Raw genomic sequence first — 13,811 nt, 5'->3', positions numbered from 1 at the left:
CATGTAGCCGCCGGCAGAGTTTGAGCACCGCAAGAGTTCCCGCATGCGCATATTGTTGGTCGAGGACAACCCGCGCTTGGCCGAATTGATCGCTGAGGGCCTCTCATCAGCCGGTTTCGTGACCGACGTCGCAGGCACGTTTTCGGACGCCCATGCGCATCTGAGCGATTTTGACTTCGATTTGATGATACTCGACATCGGACTTCCTGATGGGTGCGGGCGAGACTTGCTCCGCTGCGTTCGCCGTCAAGGACGCTGCACCCCTGTCCTCGTCGCAACGGCAATAACCGACACGCCGCACAGGATAGCGACCCTCGACGACGGCGCCGACGACTACCTCGCCAAACCATTCCATATGAATGAGCTCATCGCGCGCGTGCGCGCGATATTGCGGCGCCCGAGGCATATGGCGCAGGCGACGCTGAGCCTCGCCAATCTCGAGCTCGACCTGGGACGGCAAATCGTCAGGGTCGATGACTTCAACGTAGATCTGTCCCGTCGGGAATTGAACGCCCTCGCGATCTTGTTGCGCAGCGGCGCCGCGCTCGTCTCGCGAAGCAGTTTTGAGCAAGCGCTCTACGCGACGGACGAAGACGTGACGCCCAACGCATTGGAGGCCGTGGTGTCGAGGCTGCGCAAACGCCTCGATCAGGCGGGCGCCCGCGTGTCGATCACCGCTATGCGCGGGATCGGATACATATTGTCGGAACGCATGTAATGCGCTCGTCGACGCTCGTGCAACCTCTGCTCCACACGATTGGCGTCCGATTGACCATGGTCGCGATGGGAGTGATCAGCGTCTTAACGCTCGTCACTGTGATGGAATACACAAGCGACATTGGAAAGCTACGCCGAGAAACACTTGAGCATCAGGCCAAGCATCTTTTCGACGGATTGCGCTTTGGAAGAAATTCGAATTTCCTTCAATACTGTAAAAGATATCCAGAGGCCTATGGCTACCGCGTAGTCAACGATAAGAATGAAATATTAACCGAGGTCAATGAAGCGTTGTTCACGGGCATGCCGCGTTACCTCAACATCGGCCCACCATATCTCGCTTATAGGCGCAGGGGCGGCGGCGAAGCAGGAAAGGAGCAATGGCTCGTAACCTGGGGAAAAGAAATAAGCAGTACACATCTATGGATCCAGGCGACTCTAATCGGCGATCCGGCGGCGCTCTGGCGCGAGGTTATCGTCGAGGAAGTCATCGACCACGTGGTCATCCCGAGCCTCTTGATCATTCCCCCCCTTGGTTTCGCCATCTTCCTCGCTTTGCGCTCCGCTCTTCGCCCCTTGAGCCGCATCGCCGAATCCGCGCGGGACCTCGCGATAGAGGTGGATTCCGGCGCGCCGCTGCAGGAGTTGCCATCGGAGGAGTTGCCGCGGGAAGCCCTCGATCTGGTCGCGGCGATTAATATCTTACTCCAAAAGTTCAAGTCGATGCTCGTTCAACAAAAGCAATTTACGGATAACGCCGCACATGAGCTGCGCACGCCGCTTGCCGCGCTTTCATTGCAGATCTCGCGTTTGCCTCCGTCCGAGCCGGTCGAGAGGCTAAGATCCGACGTCGCTGTGATGGGGCGTTTGGTCGATCAGTTGTTGCGTCTGGCCCAGGCGGAGCAATTGGCGAAGGCGGGTTTTCTCGAGCAAGATCTTCGAGAAATCGCCCGCGCCGCATGCGAGGAGATGGCCTTCTTGGCCGCACAACAAGGTCGCCTGCTCGAGTTCGACGAGCCGTCGACGCCGGTCCTCGCCTCCTGCAGCGCCGAATTCATCCAAATCGCCGTTCGTAACCTGATTGAAAACGCGCTCCGTGTGACGCCGGTTGGCTCGATGGTGTCGATCGAGGTCCGCGAACCGGCGCAAATCTCCGTGTCGGACCGCGGTCCTGGTATCCCCGATTCAGAAAAACCACTGGTGTTTCAACGCTACTGGACGCGTCCCCGCCGGCATGGAAAGGGGGCAGGGATTGGGCTCGCGCTCGTAAATCGAATTATGGATCTGCACGGCGGCGCCATGCGGATCGAGGATCGCGAAAGCGGCGGCGCCTGCGTCACGCTCTCTCTCGCCTCCGCTCATGCGCGTGACTTCGCCGTACAACGTCATATTCGGAACGGCGTGGCTTAGCCTCGGTCGTCCTCCCGCCCTCAGTGCACGGGGTTGCGGTGGCACAATCCACAACTGACGAGCGTGCCAGCCGTGAGCGTGATGCGCTCCCCGCGGCAGGATGAACCGCCTTCGCAGGGCAGGTTGGGACGATCGACAGCGACCTTTGCGAGTGGCGTTCCTTCTCCCTTAGCGCCATGGCAGGATTTGCAGGCGGCAACGCCGCCGCTCCCTTCTGCAAAATCGCCGTGACCATCGGCCCAACGCGCGGAATTGCCGTCATTGCCAACGGGATGCATGCCATGCGGGCCAGACAGGGTCGCGCCGAGCGTGCCGGTGTGGCAAACGCCGCACTCGACGATCTTCCCGGCGTGACCCTGCAATTGAACTGCCTCTACGTTGTCGTTGGCGGCGGCGTTGTGCACGGGCCACTCCGCATGGGTCGCCCCGTGGCAGCCCTCGCAGAAAACGCCGCCATGCGTGTCGACGCTGAGGCGGAACAGTTGAGGACTGCCGGCCGCTGGCCCGCTCGAGACGCGCGGCTCGGCGAAACGCATGTTCGTTGGCAGAATTGGCGTCGCCTTCGGATCCGATGACAGATAGGCCTGCAGCAGGCGAATGTGATCGCTCGCGGGGATCGCCCCGGCCGAAGAGGCCATGTTCGAAACCGCATCGCCGGTGTGGCAAGAACCGCAGGTCGGTTCATGCGCCCAGGGCACCCGCGGCGTGGCGGGATTCTTGAAGTAGTCGGAAGCCAATATGAAGCTGCCGGTTGGCAGATTGCGCGAGAAGTCGTCCCCGATTTGCTTCATCTGCCCGTGACAGTCCTGGCAGACGGCGCCCGCCTCGCTGAACATTGCGCCGCGCAGACATTGCGAGCGCTCGCCCGGGTGGCATTGATAGCAACTGGCTCCGAGCGTCGCTTGGGTGAAGGCGTTGATCGGATTAGGTCCGCTATTGGCTCGTAGCGAGCTGTTCGGCGCCGGCATGGTCGGGAACAGCGGCAAGCCGCTTGCTTTGTCTTTCAGATTCCCGTGACCATTATGCATAACCCGGGACATGGACTGATGCATTGTCTGCGTCAGTCCGCCCGCCTGCTGTGGACCCGCCTGCGCGAGGTCCAGTGCCGGCGTGTAGTGACAGCTCTGGCAGACAACGGGATGCGTGGCCGCGCCCGTATTATGATCATAGCCAGAGTATAGGCTGGTGCCGTGCATCAGGTCATGCGCCCTGAGCGTGTTCACGTCGGCAGCCCACTCCTCGCTGACCCAGTTGATGGTGTGGCCATACATCGGGTCGTCCGAAGGGATCAAAGGGTTCGAGAGCCGCTTGGTGCCAAGGCCGTTGCCATAAGGGGCAGGCAGATGGCATCCTTTGCAGTTGATGTCGCCAGAGACCGGGACCACGGTGTCGACCGAGGCAAGAATCGCATTGTTGCTCTTGCTCTTGGCTTGGACGCGCATGAGCGAAAAAGGATTCTCGCGCCCGACGTCATCGAAGGGCGTGAGGGGAATTCCCTCCGCCGCAAACCATTTGACGTTATTGGCGACATAGCCGAACGGAAAATTCTTGAAGAGAGGCCAGCCGCCCTCAAAAGAGGCGAAGGGCTGCGGCGCGTTAGCCACGTAGGGTTTCGTGGTCTCCGCAAGGGGGATGTTATTGGAGTTGAGCGTCAAGGAGGTTACGTCCGGCATTGTCTGCTGGCGTAGCGTGAGCTTGCCGTCTCCGAGGTAGAGTCGAACGAGATCGGGGACGGGAAGTCCAATGTCCGTTCGGATCGGCGGCGACGGGAAAAACTGCGAAAGAACGGCCGGCGGGTAGAAGGCCGCGTAGGCGCCCGTGTCGATCCAGAAGTTTGTCTTGTAAACGCTCCCGTCCGTCGCGACGATCGGGGACGCGCCCTGGGCCGGATCGTTCGGGTTTGACGAAGCCGAATAGAAGACGCTGACAGAGCTGCTGTCCAGCAAGGCAGGCCGCGCGCCCCTGGCGATGACTTGCGCATGCAGCACGTTGAAAGGAGGCAGGATGGAGGCGATGCGGGTGTCGAGGTCGGCGCAATGCATGCCGAGATCATTCGAGACGATAACGCGATGCGAGGCGTCGCCGGCGAGGCTTTGTTGCGGAACGGGCGTGTAAGGGCCCGCCGCGCGGCTCACGCTCGTCGAATTCAATGAGGGCGCCGTCTGTGCGACTGCCACGGACGGGCAGGACATTGCGGCGAGCGATATTAACAACGCGTTGAGCACATGTTTGGCGGCTTTCATGCAAAGCGGCGCCCGCTCTCTTCTCGACAGAAACCCCGGCGCTTTCCGGCCAGCCGTAAAATCGGACGACAAAGAATGCATTTGGTTTCCTCCAGGCGGCCCGCTCAAGGCGCTCGTGAGACCAGCTTGCAGAATCCTTCTGAGTTTCGACGTCCCCCAGAAGCCCGCGTGGGGGTAGCATGTGTCGCTGACGCGACGCTGACGGCGTCCCGAATCTTGAGGCCCGCAGGCGAGAAGCGGAATCTCGAATGGAAAAGTTGGGCGTCGAATTTTGTACAGCAGATCCGTGTTGTCGGAATCTTCCGCGCGTGCCTGTTGCGGCGAGGGGATGCGACGATCGCGAGCTTCTGAGGGCGATCATCGGAACGCGTCCTGATCGTTGGAAAAGGCTCGCTGCCAATAGAGCATGTCCTGACCGAAAAACCGCTTCGCGCTGTTCTGTGACAAGCTCTAATTCACTGTCCCGCACAGTCGCTCAGATGGCGCTGCGCTTAGGCGCGAGTTCCGCACCGCGCTCCAACGGGCGGCGGCGATTCTGGAACGACCTGCGTCCGACTCCGCTCTCCGCGGTGCGCGAACGCCAAGCTTATCGCGGCGGCAAGAGTCGTCACCCCAAGCGCGCCGATGCCGCCAGTCGCGCCGAGGAGGTCCATCGCCGATCCCGCCAAGGCGCTTCCGATCGGATTGGTGCCCTGCACGATCGTCACCTGCAAGCTGGTGGCGGCGTTGCGCATGGGATCGGGAACGAGGCTCTGAACCGCGGCGGAGGCGGAGGAAAACACAGTCGCGGAGCAAACGCCAAAGGCGGCGAGCAGCAGGGCGGCTGGCGCGAACTGGCGAACCGCCGAAAGCATGACGAGGCAAAGGCCAAGTCCAGCTGTCGCGGCCAGCGGGCGCCAGATGGAGGCAGCAGGCCGCCGCCATTGCAGCAGGCCCCCGACACAAGCCCCGGCGCCGACCGCGCTCATAAGCAGCCCGAAGCCCCCGGCGTCGAGACCCAGTCCGAAACGCGCATATGCGGGCACGAGGGTTTGCATATTCACGGCGAAGGTTCCTGCCGCGGCTACAGTCAACAGCGGCGCCCGCGTCGAAACATTTCTCCATAAGAAGAGGAGCGCCGCAGAGGTGGAGTGGGATCGCGGCCGCGAGGGGGCGTCCTCCGAGCTGAGGCTCCCGAGAAACACAATGAGAGGGAGGAACGACGCTGCGTTTGCAGCTATGGCGACTGCCGGTCCCCACAATGCGATGGCGAAGCCAGCCAAGGCCGGCCCCAAGATTCGCGCAAGATTGAAGGAGAGCGTCGCCAATCCCGCGGCGCGGGCGCGACCCTGGCTCCCGGCCAAGCTGGCTGCCAGAGACAGGCGTGTCGCCTGCGAAAGGCCGTTGCCTATTCCGAGCAACAAAGCGAAGCCCGCGAGAACGGCGTAAGACGTCGCCTTGAGCGCAATGGACGCCGCGAGGGCGCCCACGAGCACGGCCGTCGCCGCTTGCGCGCCGAGCAGCAAGTTTCGACGACCCCAGCGATCCGCGGCTTTCCCGGCCGGGACGGCCAAGAGAATTGACGGGAGGAACTGGATGGCGATCAGCAAGCCCAGCATGGACGAAGATCGTGTCTCATCCAGAACAAGCCACGCCAGCGCCGTCGACTGCATGCAGGAGCCAAGCTGACTGATGAAATTGCCAATCGCATAGTCGCGCCACGCCCGTGGCAATGGCGGCTGAGACTCGCTCATGCGGCGTTGGCGACAGCGGATGAAACGGCTCTCTCCGCGAGGCGGACGATTTCGCCGGCCACGTCGCGGCCGCTAGCGGAGGTGATGCCCCCCAACCCCGGCGCGCTGTTGACCTCGATGAGGAGCGAGCCCTCGCGCGCCGAGTCCAGCAGATCGACACCCGCCATGGCCAGGCCGAGGCGCGCAGCCGCTGTCTCCGCGATGCGGCATTGTTCTGGGGTGGGCGTCAACGCGGTCGCCACGCCGCCCCCGGCTAGATTCGCCCGAAAATCGCCGTTCGTCGCCGATCGGCGCATCGCTGCGACAACTCGCCCGTCGACAACCAAAACGCGGATATCGACGCCAAAACTATCCGCCACAGCTCGCTGCAGAAGGAAATCCTCTCCGAGCCCCCACAGCATGTCCATCACGCTTTGCAACGACTCTTTGCTCTCGCAGAGCATGACCCCGACGCCTTTCGTGCCGCGCGCCAATTTGACGATGACCGGCGCTCCGCCCAACAGATCGAGCGCTTCGGCCGCCCGCATTTTCCAGTGAGGGATCAAGCTGGTCGGCATCGGCGTTCCCACCGCGGCGAGTTCCTGCGTCGCCCGGATTTTGTCCCGCGACCGTTCAAGACTCGCGGAATCGTTAATGCAGGTCACTCCCGCCGCCTCGAGAGCGCGGACAACTCCCAAAGCATATCCGGGCGCGGTGCTGCCGAGCTTCGTGATAACGAACTGGGGAACGATCTCGGTCGTCGCGGCGCGAGGGGGCCGATTTGAGCAAGGCTCCAAGAGACAATCCCTGGGATGGACTAATTCCGCTCGATGGCCCGCCTTGCGACAAGCATCCAGCAGGAGCGGTAGGCTCGGCGATGTTTCGAGGTGCGAGAGAATCCAGCCCTGCATCAACGCATTTCCAATTCAGAGCGCGTCTCGGCGAGCACATGCGCGACATAGGCGGTCGCCCAGCGGCACAACTTCATGAGCATATCGTCATCAAGTCCAAGCGTCTCGAGCGTTTCCCGCCGACACAGCGGCAGCACATGGTCGGCGCCGCTGGTCTTGCCGCCGCGGATCGAAGCGGAGACATTGTTGATCAACGCGCCGCGTGTGGGATGCATGGGATCCCATCTCTCCGGCGCCACCTTGGCTATGGAAGGAGTCGCATGCAGCATGCGTCCTTTGCGATAGACGACGACGCGCAGTTCGAACTTGCTGCCCTGCAGCGGATGATCGGGTTTGCGGATCACTTCGGCGTCGAGATATTCAGTCACGGTGTAGGGGTAGCCAGCGCCCCGGCCGTAGCGTTCGCCGACGACGGCGAGCGAGCGGCTTATTTGGCTGGCGACGAGGTCTTTGCCCTCGCAGCCAAAAAAGAATTCTATTCCGTCGCCGTGCCCCGTGCCGCTCGGCTTAATTACCAATTGCTCGCCGCGAGAAAGTCGCGCGCAAACGGTGTCGAGCAGGCTTTCTGCGTCGCGGCAGACGTCGAAGCGAATCGGCTCGCTTATCCCGTCGAAACCGTTTCGCGCGTCAAAAGAATTGACGTGACGATAGGCCTCGGCTTTGTCCGCGCCCGCGGCATAGCAGCTGTTCGCGGCGAGAAACGCTCCAGGGCTCAGGGCGCCGCAGGCGGTCTGAAGATTGTAAAGGAAGCGGTCGTTGACCACCGCCGCAATGTCGCGTCCATAGAGACGCGGGACCCCGCCTACGACATCGGAGCGTTCGACGAGCTCGCGCGAATATCCGAGCAGGACAGTGGGCCGGCAGCGGTCTAGCCAGCCCCCATTTGCGGTGAGCTGATCGAGAGTGAGGACATTGCAGTCGCCGAAGCGGCGGTCCAACATCCCGGCGATGCGGTCGACGAAAAGAAGCTTTTCGTGGAGAAGGCGGCTTGGCTTGATGTCCGTCGCAACCTCCCGTCCCGAGGACGCCACCACAACGAGCGGCGCCGGGCCGTCGCACAAAATGCCGATCTCAGCGATAGAATCCAGAATATCTTCGACGAGCGGCCCGGGCATGTTGGTGATGCCGCCGATTCCCGTTCCGTTGAGCTCGAGAAGCTGAAATTGCAGCCGTCCTTCCCGCCTGTAGGGGAGAATGTCGAGCGGCGCGACGAAGAAGTCGCAAATCCCGGTTCCCGCAGGCAGCGGCCGCTCGGATTCCCGCGCGAACCGCATGGCGAGCGCGGCGGCCTGACCCTTGGCGACCGATTGCCGGTCGTCGAGCCGATGTCCGAGCATTGGCGCGAGACCGATCAAGGTCCGCAAATTAAGCGATAGTCCGTTTTGCCTTTCGGTCCAATGGGGTGGCGGGAGGGGGAGGGAGCGGCGGCGCGCAACCGTCCGCTGAGCCGCCAAGTTGGACGACAATGAAAGCATAAAGTTCCCTCCAGGCGGTCCGCCGCGCGCTCCGGTAAGAGCGGCTGCGGGACCTTTGCGGTTTCAATGTTCCCCGAACCGGCGAGAGGCTAGCATGTGGTCGCTGACCGGACGCTGACGATGGCTGAAGTCACTGAGCTCACATGGCCAGAACTGGGGCGCGCGCTGCAAATTTTCGGCGATTTTGGTCGTTTTCCTTTTCCCTTCGGCGCCCGGTAGCTTCGCGCGCGCTGAGCGGCTATAGCTTCCCCGTCTCTCCCCATTCAGCGAGCATGCGATGACCACGGCCCCTGCCGATCCGGAAGAATCCACCCATTTCGGCTTCGAGGAGGTGCGCCTCGCCGAGAAGCAGGAGCGCGTCGACGATGTCTTTCACAAGGTCGCGCATCGCTATGACGTGATGAATGACCTGATGTCGGGCGGACTCCACCGGCTTTGGAAGGACCAGCTCGCGGCCAAGGTCAACGCCAGCGCGAGGCCGGGCTTTCGTCATCTGGACGTCGCTGGCGGCACAGGCGACGTCGCCTTCCGCATCGCGGCGAAGGCGAGGGCCGATGCGAAGATCGTTGTGCTCGACATCAACGGGGACATGCTCGAGGTCGGGCGCGACCGCGCGCATAAGCGCGGGCTGGAAGAGAAGCTCGAATTCGTTCAGGCCAACGCCGAAAGCCTTCCCTTACCGGACGCTGATTTCGACGCCTACACAATCGCTTTCGGCATCCGCAACGTGCCGCGCATCGAACTCGCGCTGGCCGAGGCCTTCCGCGTGCTGAAACCCGGCGGGCGGTTTCTGTGCTTGGAGTTCTCCCAGGTCACACTGCCGGGGTTGGACAAGATTTATGACGCTTATTCCTTCAATGTCATCCCGCTCGTCGGCAAGGTCGTCGCGGGCGACGGCGAGCCTTACCGCTATCTTGTCGAGTCGATCCGTCGCTTTCCGAAGGCTGACGAATTCGAGGCGATGATTCGCAAGGCGGGCTTCCGCCGCACGGCCTACGAACGCCTGACGGGCGGCGTGGTGGCGATCCACTCCGGCTGGAAGCCCTGAAGTCGGCGGAACGTCAGACCGACAACAAGGAAAAGTTTCGCCCAGCCGCAGCGCCAGGGGGAGCTCGGGCGCGCGCATTGACTTTTTGCCCGCGCCTCGGCTTAGGCTCCCGCAACGCAAAACGATAATGGCGGTGCTCGCGTGATCTTGGGCTTCGGACATTTTTGGCGGCTCGCGCGCGCGGCGTATGTTCTCGCCCACGAGGGCGTGTTCGCGAAATTGGACCCTGTGCTGTTGCCGCCGCCGGCGGGGGCGCTGGTGCGCTTCGCTAATCTCTTCGCGCGCCGCGATCGGGAAGGCGGCGCGAAGGCGTTGGCGCGCGCGCTGGCGCAGCTTGGGCCCTCCTATGTCAAGCTCGGACAGTTTCTCGCGACGAGGCCCGATGTGGTCGGCGGCGAGATCGCCAATGAGCTGACAGCGCTCCAAGACAGGGTGGAGCCGTTCGGACGCGAGCCGGCGGTCACAATCGTCGAAAGGTCGCTTGGCAAGCCGATCGACGAGTTGTTCGTGAGCTTTGGCGAGCCCATCGCGGCGGCTTCCATCGCCCAGGTGCACATCGCCCGGGCGCTCTATGCTGATGGCGAGCGCAAGGTGGCGGTCAAGGTGCTTCGGCCGGGGGTCGAGCGCCAATTCGCCAGGGACCTTGCGGACATGTATCTCGTCGCGCGCCTCGCAGAGCGCTACTGGGCCGAGGGGCGAAGACTGCGCGCGATCGAGGTCGTCGACACGCTCGCACGCACGGTCAAGCTCGAGACTGATTTCCGCCTGGAGGCGGCCGCCGCCTCGGAATTTCGCGATAATGTCGCCAATGACCCCGATTTCCACGCGCCAGAGGTCGATTGGGACCGCACCGCCAAGGAGGTTCTGACGCTGGAGTGGATCGAGGGCGTTCCGCTCTCCGATCTTCCCCGGGTCGCGGCTGCCGGTCACAACCTCAAGGAAATCGGGCGCTGCGTGCTGCAGGGATTTTTGCGTCACGCCATGCGCGACGGCTTCTTTCATGCCGATATGCATCAGGGGAATCTCTTCGTCGACGCCAGCGGGCGGGTCGTCGCCATCGATTTCGGCATCATGGGGCGCCTCGGGCATAAGGAGCGGCGCTTCCTCGCCGAGATTCTGCACGGCTTCATCACGCGCGACTATCGACGCGTCGCCGAGGTGCATTTCGAGGCGGGCTATGTGCCGCCCGCGCATTCGGTCGAGGAGTTTTCGCAGGCCCTGCGGGCGATCGGCGAGCCGCTGCATACGGTCAACGCCGCGGATATTTCGATGGCGCGCCTGCTCACTCTGCTCTTCGAGGTCACCGCGCTCTTCGACATGCGCACGCGCACCGAGCTCGTCCTTTTGCAAAAGACGATGGTCGTCGCGGAGGGCGTCGCGCGCTCGCTCGATCCAAAGCTCAACATCTGGAAAACCTCCGAGCCGGTCGTGCGGGACTGGATCGAGGGGAATCTCGGACCCAAGGCCAAGATCGAGGATACGGGGCGCGGATTGGTGGAGCTTGCGAAAATGGCCGGGCGCCTTCCCGCCGTGCTGGAAGAAGCGGAGACGACGCTCTCGCGCATCAGCGAGCAAAGCGTCACCGGTGTAGTGCTTTCCCCTCGCTCGCTGGCGGCGCTCGCGCATGCGCGGCGCTCCTCGGATCGGGCGTTGCTCGTCGGTATGGCCACAATTCTTGCTGTGGCGTACTGGTTTTCGGTGAGATAGGCTGTCGTCCCGACGAGCATCGTTCGAGCAAGCACAATTAAAACACAATTGAGCAACGATCGAGAAATGATGCGGATCATTTGACCTCGACCCTGGGCTCCTGTTAGTACACTTTCCGAGCGGTTCTTGAATCGCGAGGATCCGGCTGTGAATTCCTGGAGCCGCATTTGCTTGTCTGTCATAATGTCTTCGATTGCGCGTCCTATCTGGTCTGGCCCTTCCCTGGGGTCGCATCCCCTGCACCTCGTCGGAAAGCGCTCGCTGTCCCGTGGCGTTCTCTCACGCCGTAAGGACTTTCGTGCAAATTATCTCAGCTCCGCGGCGAGCAGATTGAAGGACTTCGGGCGAGTGACTTCGAACGACGAGCTTTCTATTGGCGAGAGATGGTATGTCGCGCGAACATTGCCGAACCGAGAGGTTGGCGCGGCCATGCAGCTCGGGGCGCAGGGTTTTCGCGTTTTCCTTCCGAAAATTGCCCGCACGGTGCGCCATGCGCGCAAAATGCGGCATGTGCGCACGCCTGCATTTCCGGCCTATTTATTCGTCGCGCTCGATCTAGACCGCGATCGCTGGCGCTCCGTCAACGGGACCTTCGGTGTGGCCCGCCTCGTTGGAGCCGACGAACGACCCTTGCCGGTCCCGCGCGGCGTCGTGGAGGCGATCTTGGACACTGTCGACGAAACGGGCGTGTGTCGCTTCGATCAGGGGCTTTTGACTGGCCAGCGCGTCCGCGTGATCCGAGGCCCTTTTGCCGAGCAGCTTGGCGAGCTTGTTCGCCTTGACGGGGCCGGACGCGTGCGAGTACTGCTGGAAATCATGGGCGGCAGAATTCCGGCGATTGTTCGGAGTTCGGACCTCGTGGCGGCCTGCTAGAGCATGTTCCCGAAAAGAACAAATCAGTTTTTGAAAAGGGACTGGCTCGGCCAATGAGATGCGGAGCGCGTTCAAATCCGAGCATGGTGAACGCGCTCTAGACGACATTCGCGCTGAGGCGCGTGCCTGGCTGCGCAAATCGAGTGGAGCTTGAATCGCTTCACCCGGACTGCGGTAGCATGGGCTTGGTGAGATGCATGGACAGACATTATCGCTCCGAACCTTCCCGTTATGAAGCGTCGAACGGCATCCAGGCAGGAGAGCGCGGCCAATGGGCGCGGCTGTGGGCCGAAGAGCCATTAGAGACCGCCTTTTTCGGCGCGTTGATCGCCTGTCTCGCCTGGGCGCCGTTCTGGTACGGCGGGGACAGGATGTTTGCTTGGGGCGTAAACGGAGTCCTGTTTCCAAGCCTGGTTATTTGTTATGAAATCAGCTTGGCCCTGAGAGGCCGCCGACACCCCTTTGCGCTAAACGGCATCCTGGGTCCCTTCGCGCTTTTCTTCGGAGTCGTGCTCTGGATCATGGCGCAGACGGCTGGCGAGATCAGCTCGCTCTTCTCGCATCCGCTTTGGGGCATGACTGCTGAAGTGCTCCAAGAGCCGGTGACGGCCAGCATCTCCCTCAACCGGGGCGAAACCGGAATCGCATTAGTTCGGTTGCTAACCGCGGCCTCGGTCTTCTGGCTGTCTCTCGAGCTCTGTCGCAAACGCGAGCGCGTATTCTTGCTCCTTTGGTGGATCGTCGCTATCGTCGCGGCTTATTCGGTATACGGGTTGGTGTCCGTCGCTGTCTTTTCCGGCCGGATGCCGTTCTTCTCGGATGTTGCTGGGTCGACCGTCGTTCGCTCGGCTTTCGTCGGACGCAATCATTTCGCGACTTATGCGGGAATGGGCTTGATCGTAAACATCGCGCTCCTTTTCCGGGTGTACAGGGATGCGATGCCCGAGAACGATGGAACCCTCACAGCCTACCGGTTGAGCCGGTTCTTGGAGCTGACCGGCGAGCGAGGGCTGTTTCTCCTGGGGAGCGCGATCGCGATCCTCGTCGCGTTGCTCGGCAGCGTTTCCCGAGGGGGCATTCTCGCGACAGGGCTGGGGATTTTCCTCTTATACTCGATGATTTTCTCGCGCCGCCGCCGCGCCGGCAAGGAACGACTCGAGACCGTGGCGCTCGTGACGGTCGCGATCGTCGGTTGTTTCGCGTTCTTCGGCGACCTCATCGTAGGCCGGATTTCGACTGAGGGGCTCACGGACCCCAGCCGGGTCGCTCTTTACGCTCTCACCGTCCATGCGATTTTCGACGCCCCTTTGCTCGGATTCGGCTATGGAACATTTCAGGACGTGTTCCCGATGTACCGCGATCCTGCCTTCGGCACTTGGGAATTATGGGATAAGGCCCATAACACCTACCTTGAGGTCTGGCTTGGACTGGGGCTCCTGTTTGGAACGATGCTCATCGGGTGCTTGCTCTGGCTCGTCGCCCTATGCTTTCAAGGCGCGATGAAGCGGGAGCGTGACGCAACCGCTGCGATTGTCGCGACCGTCGTTTCGGTGGTGGTCGGCGTTCACGCTCTCGTCGATTTCAGCGTTCAAATCGAGGGGGTGGCGATCACCTTCATGGCGCTGCTCGGAGCCGGCGTCTCACAATCCCAAAGTTCGCGGGTGTCCACTTCGGATTAGCGCTCTCGCTGATCAACTCAGAGAGGGAAAGGACGA

At 62.2% G+C, this 13,811-nt stretch carries 10 protein-coding genes; 6 read left to right on the top strand and 4 right to left on the bottom strand.

Annotated elements, in window-relative coordinates; genetic code table 11:
- The first annotated feature begins 43 nt into the window (after positions 1–43).
- A complete protein-coding gene (locus tag QMG80_RS15615) occupies positions 44–718 on the top strand; it encodes a response regulator transcription factor (RefSeq protein WP_085770024.1) in 675 nt (224 codons plus the stop codon).
- A complete protein-coding gene (locus QMG80_RS15610) occupies positions 718–2,127 on the top strand; it encodes a sensor histidine kinase (RefSeq protein WP_085770023.1) in 1,410 nt (469 codons plus the stop codon). The genes QMG80_RS15615 and QMG80_RS15610 overlap by 1 nt, the downstream gene beginning before the upstream one ends.
- Positions 2,128–2,147: 20 nt before the next feature.
- Here QMG80_RS15610 and QMG80_RS15605 read toward each other — a convergent pair whose 3' ends face one another.
- The 4 genes from QMG80_RS15605 to QMG80_RS15590 all read right to left on the bottom strand — a co-directional run bounded on the left by QMG80_RS15605 (position 2,148) and on the right by QMG80_RS15590 (position 8,357).
- Positions 2,148–4,370, bottom strand: a complete 2,223-nt coding sequence (locus QMG80_RS15605; protein WP_158658541.1) for a cytochrome C — start codon at positions 4,368–4,370, stop codon at positions 2,148–2,150.
- Positions 4,371–4,861: 491 nt separating this feature from the next.
- Positions 4,862–6,103, bottom strand: a complete 1,242-nt coding sequence (locus QMG80_RS15600) for an MFS transporter (RefSeq protein WP_085770021.1) — start codon at positions 6,101–6,103, stop codon at positions 4,862–4,864.
- Positions 6,100–6,993, bottom strand: a complete 894-nt coding sequence (locus QMG80_RS15595) for an ATP-grasp domain-containing protein (RefSeq protein ID WP_085770020.1) — start codon at positions 6,991–6,993, stop codon at positions 6,100–6,102. Before QMG80_RS15595 ends, QMG80_RS15600 begins: the two co-directional genes overlap by 4 nt.
- Entirely contained in the window at positions 6,993–8,357 is a 1,365-nt protein-coding gene (locus QMG80_RS15590; RefSeq protein WP_158658540.1) for a hypothetical protein, read from the bottom strand. Before QMG80_RS15590 ends, QMG80_RS15595 begins: the two co-directional genes overlap by 1 nt.
- Before the next feature lie 388 nt (positions 8,358–8,745).
- Between QMG80_RS15590 and ubiE the strand changes: the two genes are divergently transcribed.
- The 4 genes from ubiE to QMG80_RS15570 all read left to right on the top strand — a co-directional run bounded on the left by ubiE (position 8,746) and on the right by QMG80_RS15570 (position 13,775).
- A complete protein-coding gene (gene ubiE / locus QMG80_RS15585; RefSeq protein ID WP_085770018.1) occupies positions 8,746–9,516 on the top strand; it encodes a bifunctional demethylmenaquinone methyltransferase/2-methoxy-6-polyprenyl-1,4-benzoquinol methylase UbiE in 771 nt (256 codons plus the stop codon).
- A gap of 141 nt (positions 9,517–9,657) precedes the next feature.
- Complete coding sequence (gene ubiB / locus QMG80_RS15580; RefSeq protein ID WP_085770017.1) at positions 9,658–11,223, top strand: 2-polyprenylphenol 6-hydroxylase; 1,566 nt, start codon at positions 9,658–9,660, stop codon at positions 11,221–11,223.
- Positions 11,224–11,571: 348 nt separating this feature from the next.
- Entirely contained in the window at positions 11,572–12,096 is a 525-nt protein-coding gene (gene nusG / locus QMG80_RS15575; protein WP_158658539.1) for a transcription termination/antitermination protein NusG, read from the top strand.
- Between the two features lie 197 nt (positions 12,097–12,293).
- Positions 12,294–13,775 (top strand): O-antigen ligase family protein, encoded by a 1,482-nt coding sequence (locus tag QMG80_RS15570; protein WP_158658538.1) that lies wholly within the window; start codon positions 12,294–12,296, stop codon positions 13,773–13,775.
- Positions 13,776–13,811 lie beyond the last annotated feature (36 nt).

It is taken from the genome of Methylocystis bryophila, from assembly GCF_027925445.1.
GTDB lineage: Bacteria > Pseudomonadota > Alphaproteobacteria > Rhizobiales > Beijerinckiaceae > Methylocystis > Methylocystis bryophila.
Note: the sequence above shows the minus strand (reverse complement) of the source record. Positions and strands in the feature narration are given on the sequence as shown.